At 55.5% G+C, this 22846-nt stretch carries 21 protein-coding genes; 9 read left to right on the plus strand and 12 right to left on the minus strand.

Annotated elements, in window-relative coordinates:
* Positions 1-2: 2 nt before the first annotated feature.
* The 3 genes from xylH to xylF all read right to left on the minus strand — a co-directional run bounded on the left by xylH (position 3) and on the right by xylF (position 3784).
* Entirely contained in the window at positions 3-1184 is a 1182-nt protein-coding gene (gene xylH / locus N7922_RS00875; RefSeq protein WP_263098830.1) for a xylose ABC transporter permease XylH, read from the minus strand.
* On the minus strand, positions 1162-2703 hold the full coding sequence (locus tag N7922_RS00880) for a xylose ABC transporter ATP-binding protein (protein ID WP_263098831.1): 1542 nt from the start codon (positions 2701-2703) through the stop codon (positions 1162-1164). The genes xylH and N7922_RS00880 overlap by 23 nt, the downstream gene beginning before the upstream one ends.
* An 88-nt stretch (positions 2704-2791) precedes the next feature.
* A complete protein-coding gene (gene xylF / locus N7922_RS00885) occupies positions 2792-3784 on the minus strand; it encodes a D-xylose ABC transporter substrate-binding protein (RefSeq protein ID WP_263098832.1) in 993 nt (330 codons plus the stop codon).
* A 360-nt stretch (positions 3785-4144) separates the two neighbouring features.
* On the opposite strand from xylF, the gene xylA reads away from it, so the two are divergent.
* From xylA to N7922_RS00905, 4 genes are all read left to right on the plus strand, one after another.
* On the plus strand, positions 4145-5467 hold the full coding sequence (xylA, locus tag N7922_RS00890; RefSeq protein WP_263098833.1) for a xylose isomerase: 1323 nt from the start codon (positions 4145-4147) through the stop codon (positions 5465-5467).
* 50 nt (positions 5468-5517) lie between these two features.
* Positions 5518-6972, plus strand: coding sequence for a xylulokinase (gene xylB / locus N7922_RS00895; protein ID WP_263098834.1), 1455 nt, complete (start codon positions 5518-5520; stop codon positions 6970-6972).
* A gap of 119 nt (positions 6973-7091) precedes the next feature.
* Positions 7092-7628, plus strand: a complete 537-nt coding sequence (locus N7922_RS00900; RefSeq protein ID WP_263098835.1) for an isochorismatase family protein — start codon at positions 7092-7094, stop codon at positions 7626-7628.
* Complete coding sequence (locus N7922_RS00905) at positions 7628-8542, plus strand: GlxA family transcriptional regulator (protein ID WP_263098836.1); 915 nt, start codon at positions 7628-7630, stop codon at positions 8540-8542. Before N7922_RS00900 ends, N7922_RS00905 begins: the two co-directional genes overlap by 1 nt.
* On the opposite strand, the gene N7922_RS00910 is transcribed toward N7922_RS00905, so the two are convergent.
* The gene (locus tag N7922_RS00910; RefSeq protein WP_263098837.1) at positions 8539-9534 is read right to left on the minus strand and encodes an acyltransferase; all 996 of its coding nucleotides are present in this window, start codon (positions 9532-9534) and stop codon (positions 8539-8541) included. The two genes, N7922_RS00905 and N7922_RS00910, sit on opposite strands and share 4 nt — an antisense overlap.
* A 168-nt stretch (positions 9535-9702) precedes the next feature.
* Here N7922_RS00910 and N7922_RS00915 point away from each other — a divergent pair, with 168 nt between their 5' ends.
* The 3 genes from N7922_RS00915 to glyS all read left to right on the plus strand — a co-directional run bounded on the left by N7922_RS00915 (position 9703) and on the right by glyS (position 13189).
* Entirely contained in the window at positions 9703-10002 is a 300-nt protein-coding gene (locus tag N7922_RS00915; RefSeq protein ID WP_263098838.1) for a YsaB family lipoprotein, read from the plus strand.
* Between the two features lie 136 nt (positions 10003-10138).
* Positions 10139-11050, plus strand: a complete 912-nt coding sequence (glyQ, locus tag N7922_RS00920) for a glycine--tRNA ligase subunit alpha (protein ID WP_061492551.1) — start codon at positions 10139-10141, stop codon at positions 11048-11050.
* A 9-nt stretch (positions 11051-11059) separates the two neighbouring features.
* Positions 11060-13189 carry a glycine--tRNA ligase subunit beta gene (glyS, locus tag N7922_RS00925; protein ID WP_263098839.1) on the plus strand — a complete coding sequence of 710 codons (2130 nt, stop codon included), beginning with the start codon at positions 11060-11062 and terminating at the stop codon, positions 13187-13189.
* Positions 13190-13241: 52 nt separating this feature from the next.
* Here glyS and N7922_RS00930 read toward each other — a convergent pair whose 3' ends face one another.
* Genes N7922_RS00930 through N7922_RS00940 form a run of 3 tightly spaced genes read right to left on the minus strand, consistent with a single transcriptional unit; the run spans position 13242 to position 15240 of the window.
* On the minus strand, positions 13242-14228 hold the full coding sequence (locus N7922_RS00930) for a GGDEF domain-containing protein (protein WP_263098840.1): 987 nt from the start codon (positions 14226-14228) through the stop codon (positions 13242-13244).
* Positions 14229-14230: 2 nt separating this feature from the next.
* Entirely contained in the window at positions 14231-14872 is a 642-nt protein-coding gene (locus N7922_RS00935) for a chemotaxis protein CheC (protein ID WP_263098841.1), read from the minus strand.
* Positions 14872-15240: a response regulator gene (locus N7922_RS00940; RefSeq protein WP_263098842.1), complete on the minus strand. Its 369-nt coding sequence runs from the start codon at positions 15238-15240 to the stop codon at positions 14872-14874. Before N7922_RS00940 ends, N7922_RS00935 begins: the two co-directional genes overlap by 1 nt.
* 414 nt (positions 15241-15654) lie before the next feature.
* Here N7922_RS00940 and N7922_RS00945 point away from each other — a divergent pair, with 414 nt between their 5' ends.
* Entirely contained in the window at positions 15655-17274 is a 1620-nt protein-coding gene (locus tag N7922_RS00945) for an ABC-F family ATP-binding cassette domain-containing protein (RefSeq protein ID WP_263098843.1), read from the plus strand.
* 46 nt (positions 17275-17320) lie between these two features.
* Here the strand turns inward: N7922_RS00945 and N7922_RS00950 are convergent, their stop codons facing one another.
* Positions 17321-17614 (minus strand): HTH-type transcriptional regulator, encoded by a 294-nt coding sequence (locus N7922_RS00950; protein ID WP_061492556.1) that lies wholly within the window; start codon positions 17612-17614, stop codon positions 17321-17323.
* A gap of 388 nt (positions 17615-18002) precedes the next feature.
* Between N7922_RS00950 and N7922_RS00955 the strand changes: the two genes are divergently transcribed.
* Entirely contained in the window at positions 18003-18716 is a 714-nt protein-coding gene (locus N7922_RS00955) for a DUF3053 domain-containing protein (protein WP_263098844.1), read from the plus strand.
* A 62-nt stretch (positions 18717-18778) separates the two neighbouring features.
* Here N7922_RS00955 and ghrB read toward each other — a convergent pair whose 3' ends face one another.
* The 4 genes from ghrB to N7922_RS00975 all read right to left on the minus strand — a co-directional run bounded on the left by ghrB (position 18779) and on the right by N7922_RS00975 (position 22823).
* Complete coding sequence (gene ghrB, locus N7922_RS00960; RefSeq protein WP_263098845.1) at positions 18779-19753, minus strand: glyoxylate/hydroxypyruvate reductase GhrB; 975 nt, start codon at positions 19751-19753, stop codon at positions 18779-18781.
* Complete coding sequence (locus N7922_RS00965) at positions 19750-21042, minus strand: MFS transporter (RefSeq protein WP_263098846.1); 1293 nt, start codon at positions 21040-21042, stop codon at positions 19750-19752. Before N7922_RS00965 ends, ghrB begins: the two co-directional genes overlap by 4 nt.
* Positions 21043-21127: 85 nt before the next feature.
* Positions 21128-22069, minus strand: a complete 942-nt coding sequence (locus tag N7922_RS00970; RefSeq protein WP_263098847.1) for a sugar kinase — start codon at positions 22067-22069, stop codon at positions 21128-21130.
* On the minus strand, positions 22062-22823 hold the full coding sequence (locus N7922_RS00975) for a sugar phosphate isomerase/epimerase family protein (RefSeq protein WP_263098848.1): 762 nt from the start codon (positions 22821-22823) through the stop codon (positions 22062-22064). The genes N7922_RS00970 and N7922_RS00975 overlap by 8 nt, the downstream gene beginning before the upstream one ends.
* Positions 22824-22846: the final 23 nt, after the last annotated feature.

Genomic DNA, 22846 nt, shown 5'->3' on the forward strand with positions numbered 1-22846 from the left:
ACTCAGGCCCGACGTTTGGTAGCGGAATCCATCCATACCGCCAGCAGTAATATCGCTCCCTTCACGATGTATTGCCAGAACGTGGGCACGTCCATCATGCTCATACCGTTATCCAGCGAGGCCATAATAAACGCCCCCATTACCGCCCCCGCTACGCTGCCGATCCCGCCCGCCAGGCTGGTGCCGCCAATCACGCAGGCGGCGATGGCGTCCAGTTCGGCGATATTCCCCGCAGAGGGTGAGCCAGCACCGAGGCGCGAGCTCAGGATCAGCCCGGCAATCGCCACCATCAAGCCGTTAATGGCAAACACCGCCAGTTTGGTGCGTTCCACATTGATGCCAGAAAGGCGCGCCGCTTCCAGGTTGCCGCCGATGGCGTAAATACGTCGGCCAAAGGCAGTGCGGGTCGCCATAAACATCCCGGCCAGCAGCAGGAAAGCCAGCAGCAGAACCGGCGTCGGGACGCCACGGTAGTCATTCAGCAGCCAGATAGCGCCAAGCACAATGACCGCAATAATGGCCTGACGACCAACGGCGGCGGTGGAGGCCGGTGTCGTCAGGCCAAGAGATTGCCGGCGAAGGCGCCCGCGCCATTGCCACAGCACAAAGACCACCAGCCCCAGTAAGCCGACACCAAAGCCGACGCCATCAGGCAAATAGCTTTGACCGATTTGCGACATAGCTGCGCTGGTGGGGGAAACGGTGGTGCCGTTGGTGATGCCGATCAGCACGCCGCGAAACGCCAGCATCCCGGCGAGCGTGACAATGAACGACGGGACTTTGCGGTATGCCACCCACCAGCCATTCCACGCACCCAGCAGTAAACCGAGCACCAGTGTGACCGCCACGGTCAACGGCAGCGGCCAGCCGAGCCAGACATCAAAAATCGCCGCTGCGCCCCCCAGCAGGCCCATCATTGAGCCAACGGAAAGGTCGATTTCGGCGGAAATAATCACAAACACCATGCCCACCGCCAGGATGCCGGTAATGGCGGTCTGACGCAGCAGGTTAGAGATATTGCGCGCGCTCAGGTAAGCGCCGTCGGTCATGCCGGTAAAGAACAGCATGATCACCACAATCGCCGCAATCATCACAAATACTTGCAAATTAAGGGATTTTAGCCCGGAGAAGACCCCCGGCGATGCGCTGGATAACTTGATTTCAGACGGGTTGCTTTTCGACATGATGTTCGCTCCTCAGCGCCGCTTCCATGACCTGCTCCTGGGTCAGATTACGATTGATAAGATCGGCCTTTAGCTTGCCTTCGTGCATCACCAGCACCCGATCGCTTAGCCCAAGCACTTCGGGCAGTTCAGATGAGATAACGATGACGGCAATCCCCTGCTGCACCAGTTGGTTAATCAGTTTGTAGATTTCGTACTTCGCGCCGATGTCGATGCCGCGCGTTGGTTCATCAAGGATGAGAATGCGCGGGTTGAGCAGCAGACAGCGGGCAAGAATGGCTTTTTGCTGGTTTCCTCCGCTGAGGCGACCAATCGCCAGCTCTGGCGAGGAGGTTTTGACTTTCAGACGCTGTAAGGACTGCAAAATGCAGGCTTGTTCCGCGGCATCATCCAGGCTGCTTAACGCGCCGGTAAACTGGTTTAAGGCCGCCAGCGTAATGTTCTTGCCGACCGCCATCACCGGCACAATGCCATCTTTTTTACGATCTTCCGGCACCATGGCAATACCGTGAGCGATAGCCTGCTGGCAGTTAGAAATCTGCACCGGCTGGCCGTCGAGGTAAATGCTGCCTTCCCAGCGCCCGGGCCAGACGCCAAACAGGCACTGCACCGCTTCGGTTCGGCCTGCGCCGACCAGCCCGGCGATACCGAGAATTTCGCCACGCTTCAGGCTAAAGGAGATGTCGTTGACACGTTTGATATGGCGGTTAACCGGATGCCAGGCGGTGAGGTGTTCGACCCGCAGGATCTCATCCCCTGTGGCATGAGGTTCATTGGGGTACAGCGCGGTCAGTTCGCGGCCAACCATCATGGTGATGATATCGTCTTCACTCATCCCGGCTGCGTCGCGCGTGCCGATGTGCTTACCGTCGCGAATCACGCTGATCACGTCCGATATCGCTTTGACCTCGTTGAGCTTGTGGGAAATATAGATACAGGCGATATCGTGATTGCGCAGATCGCGAATGATATCCAGCAGGATGGCGGTTTCCTGCTCGGTGAGCGAAGCGGTTGGCTCATCGAGGATCAGCAGTCTTACCTGCTTGTTCAGCGCCTTGGCGATTTCCACCAGTTGTTGCTGCCCAAGGCCTAAATCTCCGACGCGGGTATCAGGCGAAATGGCAAGGCTGACCTGTTTGAGCAGTTTTTCACAGCGTAGCGTCATCAGGTCGTAGTCCATTACGCCGTTACGGGTGATTTCCGTACCGAGAAAGATATTCTCCAGCACCGTCAGATGCTTCACCAGCGCCAGTTCCTGATGGATGATGGCAATGCCTTTGCGTTCGGTGTCGCGAATATGGGTGGCCTGCAGGGTTTCGCCCGAAAAGACGATCTCCCCTTCGTAGCTTCCCGCCGGATAGATCCCGCACAGCACTTTCATGAGTGTGGATTTGCCCGACCCATTTTCGCCGCACAGCGACAGCACCTCGCCCGCATTAAGCCGCAGGCTGACATTATCGATGGCTTTTACCGCGCCAAAGGCTTTGGTGATGTTCTTCATTTCGAGTAAATAAGGCATGGCTGCTCCACGTCATTCGCTGGTATTACAGCGCCCGAAAGAAATGGCGGAGGGCGCGCCTGTCAACGGAAACGGCGCGCCACCGTGGTCAGAGCTGATTCTTCTGATGGAAACCGTCTTTGATAACGGTCGCGTCGATGTTGTCTTTGGTCACCTCAATGGGGGTCAGCAGGCGAGCCGGAACATCTTTCAGGCCGTTATTCAGCGAAGCATCCGCCTTCGGTTGTTTGCCATTGCCCAGTTCGACGGCGATCTCCGCCGCCGTGTTGGCAAGCTGGGTAATCGGTTTGTAGACGGTCATGGTCTGGCTGCCGTTAATCAGGCGTTTCACCCCTGCCAGGTCGGCATCCTGGCCGGAGATCGCCACTTTGCCTGCCAGTCCCTGTGCGCTTAATGCCTGAATTGCGCCGCCTGCGGTCGCATCGTTAGAAGCAACCACTGCGTCTATTTTGTTGTTATTGGCGGTCAATGCGTTTTCCATTATTTTCAGCGCATTTTCTGGTAGCCAGCCATCGACCCACTGATCGCCGACGATTTTAATTTTCCCGCTATCGATATAGGGTTTTAATACTTTCATCTGCCCGGCGCGGAACAGCTTGGCGTTATTATCCACCGGCGAACCGCCCATCAGGAAGTAATTCCCCTGCGGGACTTTATTGACCAGGCTTTGCGCCTGTAATTCCCCCACTTTTTCATTATCGAAAGAAATATAGAAATCGATATCGGCATTATTAATCATGCGATCGTAAGCCAGCACTTTAATTCCTTCCTGCCTGGCTTCTTTCACGACATTACTTAATACCTGACCGTTGTAAGGAATAATGACCAGCACATCAACGCCACGGTTGATCATATTTTCAATTTGCGACATTTGTGTTTCTTCATTGCCGTTGGCGGACTGAACAAACACATTGGCGCCGAGCGATTCTGCTTTTTTAACAAAAATATCGCGATCTTTTTGCCAGCGTTCCAGACGGAGATCGTCAATCGCCATGCCGATTTTCACCTCTTTGGCATGACCGGCGACGCTTGCAAGCAGCAGGGAGGCGCAGAGAGTAAGGCAAAGGTTCTTTATCTTCATAATAGTAATACCTTTTGTAGGGTGGTGAGCGAGATAAAAGAAACATGCACTGCTTTGGACGAGCAAATTCTTAACGCATAATCTCAGGCTGGCAATTACAGATTTTTATCCGGGCATTACGTTTTTTGGTTTATTTCCTGATTTATGACCACGATCTTATTTTAAAAAAAGCAAAACCGATTTTGCATAAAAAACAGGAATGCGCACCGCAGCGGTAACACACATTATTTTGCGAGCCAGCGCACGTTTGCGCATTCTCTCAATGGCAGTGTGAAATAACGTAATTGAGCAACGCAGCACGAGGACCCAGTATTAATGCAGATTTGAACACTCGAAGCATATCTGTCAATGGAGCTCATTATGCAAACCTATTTCGACCAGCTGGATCGCGTTCGTTATGAAGGCCCGAAAACAGCCAATCCTTTAGCGTTCCGTCATTACAATCCGGATGAGTTAGTGCTTGGCAAGCGTATGGAAGATCACCTGCGTTTTGCTGCCTGCTACTGGCATACCTTCTGCTGGAATGGCGCGGATATGTTTGGCGTTGGCTCTTTTGACCGCCCGTGGCAGCAGCCGGGCGAGGCGCTGGCGCAGGCGAAGCGCAAAGCGGATGTTGCCTTTGAGTTTTTCCACAAGCTGAATGTGCCTTACTACTGTTTCCATGATGTGGACGTCTCCCCGGAAGGCGCGTCGCTGAAGGAATATCTGAACAATTTCGCGCAAATGGTGGATGTGCTGGGTGAAAAACAGCAACAAAGCGGCGTGAAACTGCTGTGGGGCACGGCGAACTGCTTCACCAATCCGCGCTATGGCGCAGGGGCGGCGACTAACCCGGATCCTGAGGTGTTTAGCTGGGCGGCGACGCAAGTGGTGAGCGCCATGAATGCGACCCATAAGCTCGGCGGCGAAAACTATGTGTTGTGGGGCGGTCGTGAAGGGTATGAAACCCTGCTCAATACCGATCTGCGCCAGGAGCGCGAACAGATTGGCCGCTTTATGCAGATGGTGGTCGAGCATAAACACAAAATCGGTTTCCGCGGTACGCTGCTTATTGAGCCGAAACCGCAGGAACCGACCAAGCATCAGTATGATTATGACGCCGCTACAGTGTATGGCTTCCTGAAACAGTTTGGTCTGGAGAAAGAGATTAAACTGAATATCGAGGCTAACCATGCCACGCTGGCGGGCCACTCCTTCCACCATGAAATCGCGACTGCTATTGCGCTGGGGCTGTTTGGCTCTGTGGATGCTAACCGCGGCGATGCGCAACTGGGCTGGGATACCGACCAGTTCCCGAACAGCGTCGAAGAGAACGCGCTGGTGATGTATGAAATCCTGAAAGCAGGCGGCTTCACCACCGGTGGGTTGAACTTCGATGCCAAAGTGCGTCGTCAGAGTACGGATAAGTACGATCTCTTCTACGGCCATATCGGCGCAATGGACACGATGGCGCAGGCGTTGAAAGTGGCGGCGCGGATGGTGGAAGACGGTGAGCTGGATAAACGCGTCGCGAAGCGTTATGCGGGCTGGAATGGTGAACTGGGCCAGCAAATTTTGCAGGGGCAGCTTAGCCTGGCGGAACTGGCGAAGTACGCTGAGCAGCAGAACCTGGCGCCGCACCATCAGAGCGGTCATCAGGAACAGCTGGAAAACCTGGTCAATTACTACCTGTTCGATAAATAACCGGCGCTGCGCCGCAGGCAACGCGGCGCAGAACAAAAGGAGTGGTCACTATGTATATCGGGATCGATCTCGGCACCTCTGGCGTAAAGGCGATTCTGTTAAGCGAGCAGGGTGATGTGCTGGCTTCTCATACGGAAAAACTCAGCGTCTCGCGCCCGCATCCTCTTTGGTCGGAGCAGGATCCCGAACAGTGGTGGCAGGCAACGGACCGCGCGATTCAGGCGGTTGGCGCGGCGCACTCGCTGGCGCAGGTGAAAGCCATCGGCCTTGCCGGGCAGATGCATGGCGCAACGCTGCTGGATAGCGAAAACCGTGTGCTGCGCCCGGCCATTTTGTGGAACGATGGTCGCTGCGCTGAAGAGTGCGCCTTACTGGAAGCGCAGGTGAAAAATTCCCGCACCATTACCGGCAATCTGATGATGCCGGGTTTTACCGCGCCCAAGTTGCTGTGGGTGCAGCGCCACGAACCCGATATCTTTGCCAGGGTGGCGAAGGTCTTACTGCCAAAAGATTACCTGCGCCTGCGTATGGCTGGCGTATTTGCCAGCGATATGTCCGACGCGGCAGGAACGATGTGGCTGGATGTGGCGAAGCGTGACTGGAGTGATGAGATGCTCGCCGTCTGTCACTTATCCCGCGCGCAAATGCCCGCGTTGTTTGAAGGCTGTGAAATAACCGGTGAACTGCTGCCGGAAGTCGCACGGCGCTGGGCCATGCCGGTTGTGCCGGTCGTGGCGGGCGGTGGTGATAATGCCGCAGGCGCGGTGGGTGTGGGCATGGCAGATGCCGGTCAGGCGATGCTGTCGCTTGGCACCTCTGGCGTCTATTTTGCCGTGAGCGAAGGTTTCCTCAGTAAACCGGAAAGCGCGGTTCACAGTTTTTGCCATGCCCTTCCGGGGCGCTGGCACCTGATGTCGGTGATGCTTAGCGCGGCATCCTGTCTGGATTGGGTGGCGAAGTTGACGGGGTTAGGGTCGGTTCCGGCGCTGATTAGCGCGGCGGAACAGGCAGATGATAACGCTGGCGACCTGTGGTTCTTACCGTATCTTTCCGGGGAACGCACCCCGCATAATAACCCGCAGGCGAAAGGCGTATTTTTTGGCCTGACCCACCAGCATGGGCAAGGTGAACTGGCCCGTGCGGTGCTGGAAGGCGTCGGGTATGCGCTGGCGGATGGCATGGATGTGGTGCACTCCTGCGGCGTAACGCCGCAAAGCATTACGCTAATCGGCGGTGGTGCACGTAGCGCCTGGTGGCGGCAAATGCTGGCGAATATCAGCGGGTTGCAGCTTGATTATCGCACCGGCGGCGATGTCGGTCCGGCGCTGGGGGCGGCAAAACTGGCGCAAATCGCCATTAACCCGCACACGCCGTTGGCAACGCTTCTGCCGCAGCTTCCCATTGAGCAGCAACATACGCCGGATGCCGCGCGTCATGCCCACTATGCTTCACGTCGGGAGACCTTCCGGCGCATCTATCAGCAATTGCTGCCATTGATGTCGTAACTTCTGCGCCCGCCGTGATGGTGGGCCTGAATCAACATGACGTTGTCCTTTTTTGGTCTTAGCAGACAGGCAGCTCCTTGCCAGAATGGTATTACACCCACTGAGCAAGGAGTCCTGAAATGTCACGCACCGCCCTTATCAACATCGACACTCAGCAATCTTTTTTCCACCGCGACTACTGGCAGGAGAGTGATTTCTCTGCTTTTCAGCAGGCCATTCTGGCGCTGATCGACGGTTGTCAGGCTCGCGGTGTCCCGGTGGTGGATATTTTCCATGTGTCCGACAGTGGCCCGTTTTCTCTCGATAGCGGCTTTGTGGTGCCGATGCCGTTTTTACAGCACCAGCCAGCGGTCACCTTCTACAAACATGTGCATAATGCGTTTACCGATACCGGCCTGGATCACTGGCTGCGCACGCGTGATATCAATCATCTGATTATTTGTGGGCTCCGCACCGAGCAGTGTTGCGAAACCACCGCACGTGTGGCGTCGGATCTGGGCTATCGTGTGACGTTCGTCAGCGAAGCGACATTGACCTTCCCGATGACGCATAAAGGCATTACGCTTGACTGTAACGCGCTGCGCCACCGCACGGAAACCGTGCTGGAAGGCCGCTTTGCCGCCATTAAAACCGTTGACGAGATACTGGAACGCTGATGACCACTGATGTCTGGTTTGTAATGTTGCCCGGTGTACTGGCGCTGGATATGACTGGCCCGGCGGAGACCTTTGCGCTGGCCGATGCGTTTCGCCTGCACTACATCGGGCCGGAAGCGGAGGTGCCAACCTCCATCGGCCTGACGATGGGCAATATTGCGCCATTGCCGGAGACGCTGCCGGAAGGAAGCCTGCTGGTGCTGCCTGGGGTGTTCGACTCTTCGCGTTTCTTCGATACCCCGCAGGCAGACCTGGTGCGTCACTGGCTGATGCGCATACAACCGCTGATCCACAGCCAGAAAATCACCCTGATGTGCGTCTGTTCCGGTTCCGTGCTGGCAGCAAAAGCCGGGCTGTTGAATGGCATTCAGTGCACCACTCACCATGATGTGATTGCGCGTCTGCGTGCGGTCGCCCCCGCCGCACAGGTCAAAGAAAATCGTATTTTCATCGAAGATCGCAGCATCTGGACCAGCGCGGGCATTACCTCGGGTATCGATCTGGCGTTGCATCTGATTAACCGACTAAGCGGGCCGGAAGCAGCGCTGGCGGTGGCGCGGGAAATGGTGGTCTGGTTCCGCCGCTCCGGCGACGATCCGCAGATTTCACCGTGGCTGCGTTATCGTAATCACCTGCATCCGGCTATCCACCGGGCGCAGGATGCGCTGACGGCTGAGCCACAGCGTGCGTGGCAACTGGCGGAGATCGCCGGGCGGGCTCATGTCAGCCCACGCCATTTAACGCGCTTGTTTCAGCAGCATCTGGGGATCAGCGTTCGCGACTATCTGGAGCAACTCAGGCTGGTCATTGCCGAACAGTGGCTATTGCAGGGGCATGGCGCGGAGCAGGCGGCGCTGGCCGCCGGGTTCTCCTCCCCGCGCCAGTTACACCGTGCGCGGGCGCGGGGGGTTTAACTAACCAAACGGCGTCTGTCGATGCGTTGCACCAGCATCGAGAGCGCGAGGCTCGCCAGTAGCGTGGCGGTGAAAATCCACACAATGTCGAGCAGCGGCCAGCGTTGTAGCTCGATACCGCGGGTGCGTAGCGCGTGGATAATCAGCGCATGGAAGCCGTAAATCCCCAGCGAATGATGCGAAATGAGTGTTAAGCCGGGTAACGTGCGGCTGTTTAGCGTATTTTTGACCACTGTAAACAGGGCGATAGCACACAGAAACACCATCGGGCCGCAGTAGAGATACCAGGTGTCGGCGAAATTCCCGCGCCATTTCAGCTCGTGTAGCGTCCCGCGTGAAATCACCCACACCGCCAGGACGAACAGGCCTGCACTAGCCCAGGTGAGCGCGCGTCGTTGCGTCTGCATCATGCCAATTGCGCGCCCCAGCATACCGTAGAGGATGTAGTAGAAGGTGTCGCCGCCGATATAGAGATTGATCGGCAACCACTGAAATCCGTCGACTTTCTGCGCCACAGTATTGGGGTTTGCCACAATACCCAGCACCACCACCAGCGCCAGCAGCATCCCGCCGCTGACCGCTTTCACCTGAATCAACGGTGAAACGAGATACATCACGATAATCGCAAAGAAAAACCACAGGTGATAAAACACCGGCTTTTGCAGCAGGTACTTCAACGATAACTCACTGTTAATAGAAGTAAAAAACACGATATAGAGCAGCGCGATAGCACTGTAAAACAGCAGGCAGAGAGCGATGCGTAAGAAGTGACGCGGCTGTGCGCTACGTTCGCCGAAAAAGAGGTAGCCGGAGATCATAAAAAACAGCGGTACGCTAACACGAGAAGCCGAGTTCAGGAGATTGGCAATACCCCAGTCGAAAGTGGTCACACTGCCAGGATTGGTGATGTACCAGGTGGTGGTATGGATCAGCACCACCATCAGACAAGCTATCCCTCGCAGATTATCTATCCAGTAAATTTTCGACTGCATCTGTTCCTCTGGTTCCATTAAATACTCTCTGACTCGCGGTTGTTTTGCCTGTCCCGTTGGATAATTCCGAGTTTTCCCGTTAGCGCTTGTGCAGTTTTCCACAGATTTGCAAAAATTGTGTTTCCTGACCTTTAAAAATAACAGCCTGCGAACGGGGCGGTAATAAAAATGATGAAGTGTTTTGCCCCGGTATTGATGCTGCTGTTAGTCGGATGCAGCGCATCCCAGGATATTCCCGCGCAGAAAGCGCAAAAAGCGAAGCCCGGGCCCTTACACTCGCTGGAAATGGAGCAACTGTGTCGGCAAAACGCCGCGCATCGCTACAATACCGGCGCGCAGCAGATTGATGTGACCGGTTTTGAACAGTTTCAGGGCAGCTATGAGATGCGCGGCGTAACGCCCCGTCGTGAAGCGTTTGTCTGCGCTTTTGATCCGGAAGGCCAATTTTTACACCTTTCGATGCGCTAATCAGGCTGGCAACGGCCTTATCCTTCCCGTTTTCCCCAATTTTCCTTAAACAGGTCCGTTTCGTACTGTATATCTTGCAGCCAGCGGGTATACTGGGCGCTTCCTTTAAATCCACACGTATCCAGCACGAAATAATATGCAAAAGTTTGATACCAGGACCTTTCAGGGCCTGATCCTGACCTTACAGGATTACTGGGCTCGCCAGGGCTGCACCATTGTTCAACCTCTGGACATGGAAGTCGGCGCCGGCACCTCCCATCCGATGACCTGTCTGCGCGCATTAGGGCCAGAACCTATGGCCACCGCGTATGTGCAGCCTTCCCGCCGTCCGACTGACGGGCGCTACGGCGAAAACCCGAACCGCTTACAGCACTATTACCAGTTCCAGGTGGTGATTAAACCCTCTCCGGACAACATCCAGGAGCTGTATCTCGGGTCGTTGAAAGAGCTGGGTATGGACCCGACCATTCACGATATTCGCTTCGTGGAAGATAACTGGGAAAACCCGACGCTGGGTGCCTGGGGACTCGGCTGGGAAGTGTGGCTCAACGGCATGGAAGTGACGCAGTTCACTTACTTCCAGCAGGTTGGCGGTCTTGAGTGCAAACCGGTGACCGGCGAAATTACCTACGGTCTGGAACGTCTGGCGATGTACATTCAGGGCGTAGACAGCGTTTACGACCTCGTCTGGAGCGACGGCCCGCTGGGTAAAACCACCTACGGTGACGTGTTCCATCAGAACGAAGTGGAGCAGTCCACTTACAACTTCGAATATGCGGATGTCGACTTCCTGTTCACCTGCTTTGAGCAGTATGAAAAAGAAGCACAGCAACTGCTGGCACTGGAAAACCCGCTGCCGCTGCCTGCTTACGAGCGCATTCTGAAAGCCGCCCATAGCTTCAACCTGCTGGATGCGCGTAAAGCCATCTCCGTGACGGAACGTCAGCGCTACATTTTGCGCATCCGCACGCTGACCAAAGCAGTCGCTGAAGCGTATTACGCTTCCCGTGAAGCCCTTGGCTTCCCGATGTGCAACAGAAATAAATAAGAGGCGGCCATGTCAGAGAAAACTTTCCTGGTGGAAATCGGCACCGAAGAGCTGCCACCAAAAGCACTGCGCAGTTTGGGTGAAAATTTTTTCAATAACATCATCACGGGTTTGAATGCTGAGAAAATAGTTATTAATGACCCTGAAAATTGTCAATGGTATGCATCACCAAGACGTTTAGCATGCAAATTCACTGGATTAGCAGAGCAACAATTAAATAACGAGAATTTATTGTGGGGACCACCTTCTCGTATAGCCGTCTCTCCTACTGGTTTTTTAACGAAAGCTGGTATGGCTTTTGTTACTAAGGTGACAAATCAATCGATTGATTCTTCTAAAGAATATTCTATTGATGATATTAACCATGATTATGGTTTGTTAATTTCAAAAGCTTATGATGGTAGAGAAGAAAAGCTAAATGCTTTAATTCAGAATGAGCCAAAAAACTCAAGTGAGCTTCTTCCGGGGATAATCGAAAAAGCACTCAAGACTTTGCCGATCCCGAAATTGATGCGCTGGGGTGCGTCTGACGTTCACTTCGTGCGTCCGGTACATACCGTGACTCTGCTGCTGGGCGACACCGTGGTGCCTGCGACGATTCTGGGCATTGCCTCCGATCGTGTGATCCGTGGCCACCGCTTTATGGGCGAGCCGGAGTTCACCATCGATAACGCCGATCAGTATCCGCAAATCCTGCTGGAGCGCGGCAAAGTCGTTGCTGACTACGCGGCGCGTAAAGCCAAAATCAAAGCGGATGCCGAAGACGCGGCGCGTAAAATCGGCGGTAATGCCGATCTGAGCGACAGCCTGCTGGAAGAAGTCACTTCGCTGGTTGAGTGGCCGGTGGTACTGACCGCGAAATTCGAAGAGAAATTCCTCGCCGTTCCGGCAGAAGCGCTGGTTTACACCATGAAGGGTGACCAGAAGTACTTCCCGGTCTATGGTAACGACGGCAAACTGCTGCCTAACTTTATCTTTGTGGCCAACATTGAGTCGAAAGATCCGCAGCAGATTATCTCCGGTAACGAGAAAGTGGTGCGCCCGCGTCTGGCGGATGCCGAGTTCTTCTTCAATACCGACCGCAAAAAACGTCTGGAAGATCATCTGCCGCGTCTGCAAACCGTGCTGTTCCAGCAGCAACTGGGTACGCTGCGCGACAAGACCGATCGCATTCAGGCGCTGGCGGGCTGGATTGCCGCACAGACCGGCGCGGATGTGAATCATGCCACCCGCGCGGGCCTGCTCTCCAAATGCGACCTGATGACCAACATGGTGTTTGAGTTTACGGACACCCAGGGCGTGATGGGCATGCACTATGCGCGTCATGACGGCGAAGCGGAAGATGTTGCCGTTGCGCTGAACGAGCAGTATCAGCCGCGTTTTGCCGGTGATGAACTGCCGTCCAACCCGATTGCCTGTGCACTGGCGATCGCCGATAAGATGGACACCCTGGCGGGTATCTTTGGTATCGGACAGCATCCGAAAGGCGACAAAGATCCGTTCGCATTGCGCCGTGCTGCGCTGGGCGTACTGCGTATTCTCGTCGAGAAGAACCTGAATCTGGATCTGCAAACCCTGACCGAAGAAGCAGTGCGTCTGTATGGCGACAAGCTGACCAACGCCAACGTGGTCGATGATGTGATCGACTTTATGCTGGGCCGTTTCCGTGCCTGGTATCAGGACGAAGGTTACAGCGTTGATACCATCCAGGCGGTGCTGGCGCGTCGTCCAACCAAACCGGCGGACTTCGATGCGCGCATGAAAGCGGTGTCTCACTTCCGTACGCTGGAGGAAGCTGCCGCGCTGGCCGCTGCCAACAAGCGTGTTTCCAACATTCTGGCGAAGTCCGATGAAACGCTGAACGATACTGTTCACGCTTCGGTGCTGAAAGAAGCGGCGGAAATCAAGCTGGCGGGCAACCTGGTCGTTCTGCGCGATAAACTGCAACCGTACTTTGCGGAAGGCCGTTATCAGGAAGCGCTGATCGAACTGGCGGCACTGCGCGAGCCGGTGGATGAGTTCTTTGAGCAGGTGATGGTTAACGCCGACGATAAAGACGTGCGTATCAACCGCCTGACGCTGCTGGCGAAGTTGCGCGAACTGTTCCTGCAGGTTGCGGATATTTCTCTGCTGCAGTAACGGTCACCGTCATAAAAAACCCGCTTCTGGCGGGTTTTTTTATGCTATTGATTCAGGCGTGAGGCGGGATTTCCCCACCCGTTACGCGGGTGTACGGAGAGAACTTCCTGAAGGTGGTTTTGACGCGCACGGTATTACGTCCGGCGCGTTTCGCTTCGTACAACGCGTTATCCGCACTCTGGATCAACTGGCCATATTCCGCATGGTTTTTCTGGCAATGGCTGGCGACGCCGATGCTGACGCTCACTATGCCGTCAGGCGCATTAGCGTGGGGTAAGTCCAGTTGCTGTACGCTGGTGCGCAGTTTCTCGGCGATCTCCACCGCATCGGCTGAGCGTGTTTCCGGCAACAGCGCGCAGAACTCCTCGCCGCCGTAGCGGAATAAGATGTCGCCCGGGTTTTGCAGCGCGCAGCGCATGGCATTCGCCACTTTTTGCAGGCACTCGTCACCGCGCTGGTGACCATAACAGTCGTTGTAGAGTTTGAAGAAGTCGACATCAATCAACAGCAGCGATAACGACTTGTTATTGCGTTTGCTGGCCCGCCACTCTCTCTCAATACAGAGATCAAAATAGCGCCGGTTGCCCACGCCAGTCAGACCATCCGACAGGGATTGCGCCAGTAGCTCGTGCGCCTGGTCGCGCAGCAGGGATTCACGGCGAACGGCGGCACTGACATCAACAATCTGAATCAGGCAGTAGCGCTCTTCATCACCCAGCGGAACAATGGTGACGGCCTGGCTCAGGCGCGCGCCCGGTCGGGTGGGTTCGGCGTAGAGCGGGAAAGGTGAACGGTGCAAAGACTGGGAAAGCAGAGAAGATAAATTGTGACTGATCGCCTGACGGATAGCATCACCGACGCGGTGATACTCTAAGTCCGGGAATACACTAAAAAAATCCTCGCCGGTGGTGTCACTGGCCGCATAACCCGTGTGCGCTTCTAACCACGCGTTCCACAGGGTTATACGGTAGTGCGCATCAACAATGATCACACCGAGGCTGAGGGCTGAAAATGCATCCAACAACAACTTATCTTTCATGATCATTGCATTCCGTTTGGAACACTGCCGGATTCTAAGCGGCTGATATAAAGCCGGATTTGCTCGCGTAAGTCACGCAGCGCAGACATATCAAGAATAAACGCCAGATACCCCTGGATTTGCTGGCGCTCGAGTGAAAAATCGATGCGCAACATCATGACCAGCGGATCGCTGTCGTCCTTGTTAGGGTTGAGGATCTGCTTGCTGCTACCAACCCGCACGACGGGCAGAGATCCTTGCAGCTCTTTCTGGAACATGTTGGCCAGCGTTCCCACGCAGGCATTGAGCACGATATTGCCTATCTCGCTCATGGCTTCACGTTCCATCTCCCCCAGCTCATGGGCGGGGATCATGTCGCCCACCATCATGCGTACGATTTCAAAACTGGCCGCTTCCGGAAACATCAGAATCGCTTCGGTGGCGTACGCGCCCTCGTAATGCTGGCTGATGCCAAACAGCGATATTCCTGCACCCAACTCATCTGCGGCTTCAGAGCGAGGGGCGAAGCGGATTGTAGGGACAGACATGCGCACTTCTTCATTGACGATATTGCTCATCGCGGCGGCGGCATGACCGACGCCAATGTTGAAGATCTCCATCAGGCTGTCAGATTCGATTTCGCTGATATCCGGCAATTCGCTCATCACTGTGTCTCCAGGCTATTCAATAACTCATGGAGCTGGGGCTCTTTCAGCGGTTTTGACAGAAAACCGAGGCCAAGTTCTTCCGCAGCGGCTTGTATCGAGTGCTGAACATTCGCCGTTAACAGAACAATGTGCGTTTCAGGGTGGGTTTTGCGAATGCGTGATGCGGTTTCAATGCCGCCGATACCGGGCATATTCACATCCAGCAGGATTAGCCAGGGGTGATTGGCCGACGCCAGTTCGATCGCTTCTTCACCGGTGCCAGCTTCATCGATTTTCCAGTCGCTATGCAGGTTCGTTATATATTGTCGTGAAATCATTCGTGACAGGCGACTGTCATCAACAATCAGAACATATCTGGACATCATTCATTCTCTTTCAATGGCCATTGCCGCAACCGCAGCGCAATGCGCCGACCTGGGGTAACTCTCTTCCCTGATGAATGACTTTGTACGATCCAACAGGTTAATGCGTGCAGCACAACCCTTTGCCTGGTCGTTCCCTTTCTGAAGCGGAGCGCCAGGATGACACGCACGGCCTGCTACTTTCAGTTAAGTCACATTACTCATCGGCAAAAAGATGCAAATAATTAGCCCCTTTAAGACGAGTGGTGAAAATTTAATCTTGAAGGGGGAGCAGCGTGTGGCTATGCTTAGCCCCGACGAACTTCTCGTCTCACTGGAGCGCACCCGGAAAATGAACAAACACAACTGATGAATCCGTATCCTTGCGACATGCGATGGCATGTGCGGGGGAGTTTTTGATTTCATTCAGGAGTGTTTATGGCTCATTGTGCGCAGCCCTCTGCTTTTATTCTGCACCAGCTCACCTGCCAGTTTGCGACAGGCGAGACGCTTTTTGGCCCCTTCAATATGTCGCTTGAACCTTCATTGTGCGGTCTGGTAGGCCGTAACGGTGTCGGTAAAACGCAGCTATTACGCATGCTGGCGGGTCTGGAAACACCGACTTCCGGACATATCGAGCGTGTTGGTTCACTGGCATTTGTTACCCAACAACAGGATGTTTCTTGTACTACCACGCTCGCGGACCTGCTCGGTTATGGCGAGGTGTTTGCCGCCCGTCTGCGGGTGGAAAGCGGTGAGTATCGACCTGATGACCTCGAAAGTCTGGACGGCTTTTGGGATCTACAGGAACGCCTGACAGCGGCATTTGCTGAAGCCAGCCTGCCTGTGTTTGAACCCGATCGCTATGCCATCACGCTAAGCGGTGGCGAGCGTATGCGTGCATTGCTCTGCGGTGCGTTGATGGCTGATGCCGATTATCTGCTGCTTGATGAGCCGACCAATCATCTCGACAGAGCCGGGCGTGAGTGGTTTTACGCGTGTTTATCCCGGCGGCGTGGCGGCGCGTTGGTCGCCACCCATGATCGGGAGTTGCTGGCATTGATGCCCCGCATTCTGGAGCTGTCGCCGGCAGGATTGCGCAGCTATGGCGGAAATTATGCGGATTACCAACGCCAGCGGGAGAGCGAGCAGCAAGCGGCCCGGGCCTTGTTGGAACATGCAGTCGCTGAGCGTCGGCGTACCCGCAGCCGACAGCAACGCGAGCATGATGCCAGCCAGCGTCGTTCGGCACAGACCTTACGTACAGTAGACACGCTGAATATCGCGTCGTTTGAGCGGGTAAAATACAAGAATGCGGCGAAAGAGCGCCCCGGCAGTTGGCGTAAACAGCACCGTGAACAAAACGATGCGCTCAACACTGCAGTGAGTCAGGCGCGAGAGCGGGTGATGGAAGAGACGCCGGTGCTGTTCACATTACCGGGCAGCCATCTCGTGGAGGGGAAACAGGTGTTGGTGATGGAAGATCTGGTATTGCCGTATGCTGAACTTCCGCCGCTGAACTGGCGTATGGATGGGCCGATGCGTGTTGCCGTACGCGGACCCAATGGCTGCGGCAAATCAACCCTGTTAAAGCTGATCCTGGGCGAACTGGCTCCGTTGTCTGGCAAATGCCAGCTTTCGGTCGTACCCGCTTACCTTGACCAGCATTTGTCGCAGTTGGATCTCACGCAATCGGTAATGGCGCACCTGAGCCTTGATGACACACCGCTGGATGAGGGGGCATTGCGTACCCGTCTGGCGCAGCTTCAACTTGGCGCGGATAAAGTGACGCTGCCGCTGGCGGCGCTCAGTGGCGGGGAGCGTTTGAAAGCGGCGCTGGCCTGCGTGTTATGGCGTCGTGAGACGACGCAGCTATTACTGTTGGATGAACCGACAAACCATCTCGATTTGACCTCAACGCAGGCGATTGAAGCCGCACTGGCGTCCTTTCCCGGTGCGATGCTGGTGGTATCGCATGATGAGGCGTTTCTTCAGGGATTAACGCTAACGCATTCGTTCACGTGGCGGGAAACCGGGTGGTATTGCGAAGGGGGGTGAGGTGGACGTAAACCCCCGACCAGGCGGGGGTTGTGTCATCCTGAAATCATTCAATTAATTGTTTACTTAGCGTTGGATTTGCATGAATCAGACGCATCAATTTCATTTCGGTAGCGGTGGGTTTTACGCGTCTGGATTCCCACTCCTGGACCATCGCCACACTGACTCCCATTGCACGTGCGAAATCATCAATTTTCAACCCGGTTCCCCGGCGTAATTGTTCAAACTCGTTAAAGGAATTCGGCTTTTGGCTCAGGATAACCGCCTGCGTTATCTCTTTTTTAAAAACAATCTGTTCCAGACTGCTCAGCAGTTCAACCATAGGATCTTTATATTCCATTGAGAACTCCTCTTAAAATCACACAGCGGGATCGTGATACATCTCACTAAGGATAGTCGGGAAAAATCCTGGCGTGTGGCGGCCGCAGTGATTAATCGTGCGGTAAATGCGTTTTGATGCGGGTGAAATGCATCTTCAGGCACTTTTTTCCGCTTAATTGCTTGATTCCTCAGATGCTGAATACAGATAGTCTTTTTTTGTAAATCGTCAGCCAAAAGTTGCATGAAGGCGATTGCGTTGCAAAGCGCATGTAAAGCTCATGCCGGTTGGTTTTTTCCGCCCGGGAATGTAAGGAAAGGGTATCTTGCGACGCTGACCTGGACTATCCTTGTAAGCCACTGGCACACGGGTGCCGATGTGCGCTTTTTTGGGTGAAAGGAGTAATGAAATGGCGACAGGAAAGTCCTGCTCTCGCTGGTTTGCGCCTCTTGCGGCGTTATTAATGGTAGTTAGCCTGAGTGGGTGTTTCGACAAAGAAGGCGATCAGCGCAAGGCGTTTATCGATTTCCTGCAAAATACCGCGATGCGGAGCAGCGAACGTCTGCCAGCCCTGACTGCGGATCAGAAAAAACAGTTTGGCCCGTTTGTGTCCGACTACGCGGTCATTTACGGCTATTCCCAGCAGGTCAATCAGGCGATGGACTCCGGTTTGCGCCCGGTGGTGGACAGCGTTAACGCCATTCGCGTACCGCAGGATTATATGACGCAGCGCGAGCCGCTTCGTCAGGCCAATGGTTCTCTTGGCGTGCTGAGCCAGCAACTGCAAAACGCAAAAATGCAGGCGGATGCGTCACATGCGGCGTTAAAACAGGCCGACGATCTGAAGCCGGTTTACGATCAGGTGTTTACCAAAGTGGTGACCAACCCGGCTAACGCGCTGCAACCGTTGATCCCGGCGGCGCAGATCTTCACGCAGCAACTGGTGCAGGTGGGTGATTTCATTGCCCAGCAGAATAACCAGGTGAGCTTTGTCGCCAACGGTATTCAGTTCCCGACCTCCCAGCAGGCCAGCCAGTATAATGCGCTGATTGGTCCTCTGGCGGCGCAGCATCAGGCCTTTACTCAGGCCTGGACCGCGACCGTAAACGCCACCCAGCAGTAAGCCGGGCAGGCAAAAAAAGAGGCGCAATAGCGCCTCTTTTTTATTGTGCATCCGGCAGGGCGTTAACGTGCCGCCTGCGGGTTTACACAGTTTTTTTCCACCTTGCCATTCAGCGCGTCAATCAGGTTATCCACCGCGCAGGCCGCCATATTGTAGCGTGTCTCGTGGGTTGCCGAACCAATGTGCGGCAGCGCCACCACATTCGGCAGCGACAGTAACGGTGAGTCTTTCGGCAACGGCTCTTTTTCGAAAACGTCCAGACCGGCGGCCAGGATCTCGCCGTTGCGCAGCGCGTCCACCAGTGCAGCTTCATCAACGACCGGCCCACGGCCTGCGTTAATGAAAATGGCGGATTTTTTCATCATCGCGAACTGCTTCTCGCCAATCAGGTGATGCGTCTCTTCTGTGAGCGGCAGTACCACGCAGACAAAGTCGGACTCTTTCAGTACTGTTTCCAGGTCGCAATAGCGCGCCTGAAAGCGTTCTTCCGCTTCCGTATGATGGCGGCGGGCATTATAGAGAATCGGCATGCCGAAGCCGAAATGCGCGCGCTGCGCCAGCGCCAGGCCAATACGGCCCATCCCGATAATCCCCAGGGTTTTGTGGTGCACATCCACGCCAAACCAGTCAGGACCGATGCCGGAAGTCCATTCGCCCATTTTTACGCGTTCAGCCACTTCCACCACCCGGCGGGCGCTGCTCAGCACCAGCGCCATGATGGTGTCGGCAACGGTTTCCGTCAGCACGGTGGGCGTGTGCATGAGCACAATGTTACGTGCGTTCAGCGCATCCACATCAACGTTGTCATAGCCCACGGAAATGGTCGATGTTGCCCGCAGTTGCGGCATCTTCTCCAGCAGCGCCTGGTTCACTTTTTCACTGGAACCCAGCAGGCCTTGCGCACTGGCGAACGCGTCGGCGAACTGCGCGACGGTTTCTGGCTTCAGGTTCGGTACGCGAGTGACGGCAAAGTGCGTTTCCAGGCGTTGTTGCAGAACATCGGGCAAGGCTTTATACAGGATGACGGACGGCTTCATGCGGTTCTCCCTTGTGGTGATGCGCCTGCCTGAATCACGGTATTGTTAGCAGGCTTAACAATTAAAGTAAGCCACACAGAGGCGAAAAGCGCTACCCCCATGAAAATGTACGAAGCGGCCGGGCTGCCAGTGGCGCCGTTCAGATAACCCACGAACCACGAGCCGCAGAAGGAGCCCAGCGCACCCATGCTGTTGATGAGCGCCATCGCTCCGCCGGCGACATTGCGCGGCAGCATCTCCGGAATAATGGCGAAGAAGGGCCCGTAAGGGGCATACATCGCCGCCCCGGCGATAACCAACAGGGTGTAGGAGATCCAGAAATGGTTCGCCCCTACCGCCCAGGAGCCAATAAAGGCAAAGGCGGCAATCAGCAGTAATGGCCAGACGAACAGCTTACGGTTTTGCAGCTTGTCCGATGCCCATGAGGCAAGGATCATCGCCAGCGTCGCCGCCAGATAAGGCACCGCAGAGAGCCAGCCCACTTCGACCATACCCAGGTTTTCACCGCCGCTGCGAATAATCGACGGCAGCCACAGCACAAAACCGTATACGCCGATACTCCAGGCAAAATATTGCAGGCACAGCAGCACCACATTGCGGGAACGGAACGCTTCACCGTAGTTGCGAACGGCTTTGATGCCTTGCTGTTCTTTATCAAGCTGCGCCTGAAGCGCGGCTTTTTCATCCCCGGAAAGCCAGGTGGCCTGCGCAGGTTTATCTTTCACCAGCACCCACCAGCAAAAGGCCCAGATCACCGCCGGAATGCCTTCAACAATAAACATTTCGCGCCAGCCAAAAGACTGGATCAGATAGCCGGAAACCACCGACATCCACAGCACCGTCACCGGGTTACCGAGGATCAGGAACGTATTGGCGCGCGAGCGCTCCGATTTGGTAAACCAGTTGCTGATATAAATCAGCATCGCTGGCATTACCGCCGCTTCCACCACGCCGAGAATAAAGCGGATGGCAGCCAGCATCGGAATGTTGCTTACCATCCCGGTGAGCGAGGCGCAGCCACCCCATAAAATCAGGCAGATAAAAATCAGTTTGCGTACGCTGCGGCGCTCTGCGTAAACCGCGCCGGGGATCTGGAAAAAGAAATAGCCGAGGAAAAAGAGGGCGCCGAGCAGTGAAGAGACGCCTTTGGTGATACCCAAATCGTCATTGATCCCGGCGGCGGAGGCGAAGCTGAAATTCGCCCGATCGAGATAGGCCAGACTGTAGGTGATAAACACAATCGGCATGATGTACAGCCAGCGTTTGGATGCATTAGTCGCATTATTCATAATATTGCCTCTGGGGTTGAGGTTGCTTGCCGCCTGTATGTAGGGTACAGAGCGGTAGTCAGTTGCGATAAAACGGGCGCTAACGTTATAACGCCCCGAGCTGTTCACGCGTTGGCAATCCCTCGCTGTCTCCCGGTACCTGTATTGCCAGCGCGCCGATGGCATTACCCCGACGTACGGCATCAGGCAGGGATTTCCCTTCCAGCAGAGCGCTGATCACGCCCACGGCGAAGCCATCGCCGGCACCGACGGTGTCCACCACGTTTTCCACTTTTACCGGCGCGACGGCTCCCTGTTCGCCGCTGGCGGTTTTAAACCACGCACCATCCGCCCCGGTCTTGATCACCACCGCCTTCACGCCGTGTTGCAGGTAGAAATCAGCGATACCTTCAGGGGTGCGCTGCCCGGTGAGAACGATGCCCTCTTTCAGCCCTGGCAGCACCCAGTCGGCCTGAAAAGCGAGGTGGTTCAGCTTCGCCACCATTTCCGCTTCGCTGCGCCACAGCACCGGGCGCAGATTAGGATCAAACGAGATGCTCTTACCCTGCGCTTTCATGCTCTGCGCGGCATGGTCCAGCAATGCATACGAGGTGGCCGACAACGCCGCCGCGACCCCGCTCAGATGCAGGTGACGAGCCTGGCTAAAGGCCGCGGCATGAAAATCCTCTGGCGACAGATGACTGGCGGCGGAGCCTTTACGGAAATACTCTACAATGGGATCGGTTCCATTTTCAGCTTTCGATTTCAACTGAAAACCCGTTGCATAGCGTCCGTCGAGGGTCACGCCGGTGCTATCGATCCCCTCTTTACGCAGCATGTTGAGAATAAAATGGCCAAAGCTGTCATCGCCAACGCGGCTGACCCAGCTCACCTTTAACCCGAGCCGCGCCAGCCCGGTCGCGACATTCAGCTCCGCGCCGGCCGCGCGTTTAATAAACTGCGTCGCATCAGCAAGATTGCCGGTTTCGGTGGCGACAAACATCGCCATCGCTTCACCGATTGTGATCACATCCAACGGGTTATGCATGGCGTGGCTCCTCACGTAATAAGTTGACGTAATAACGGGTGACGTCGAGGGGGGAATCCCCGGTAAGCGGGAATTCAATACCGCGCGGCGCATCAGCGGGTAAAGCATTAAGCAGGGCTAACCAGCGTGGGTCGGCCTGGTCCGGCGGCACGGCACGGAAACGTTCGCCATCGGCCACGGCGGCTTTGACATGGATATAGCTGACGGCGGGCGCAAGCTGGCGGGCGGCCTGCTCCGGCGCATCGCCTGCCCACAACCAGTTGCCGGTATCAAAGGTCAGCGTGACCGGTAAAGCCTGCGCTTGGCATGCAGACTGAAAGCGTTGCATTGCTGCCAGCGTGCCGCATGCTGTTTGATCGTTTTCCACCACCAGCGCAACCCCGCTGCTCGCCAGCCAGTCGCCCAACGTTGCCAGCACGGCGCTGCCCTGAAAATAACCGAGCGAGACTTTCAGCCACAGCGCGTTCAGCGTGCGTGTTTCTTCCAGCAGCGCGGGTAAACAGGGATTGAGCGACCCATCCGCCAGGCACAGCGGTTCGGGGGCGGAATAACAGGCCTGCAGATGGTTGACTTCGACGGCGAACGCCAGCGAAGGCAGATGCGCCAGCTCCTCGTCGCTCAGCAGTTCACGGCGGATTTCCACGCCGTCGGCGCCGGCATTGGCGATAATTGGCAGGACGGCAATCTGCCCACCCTGTGCGTGAAGGTAGTCATGGCCGTACGCAGTGGTGACGACGATAATTTTTCTTGGCATAGTCCGGCTCCAGCATCGACATT

This window comes from Kosakonia sp. ML.JS2a, assembly GCF_025642095.1.
GTDB lineage: Bacteria > Pseudomonadota > Gammaproteobacteria > Enterobacterales > Enterobacteriaceae.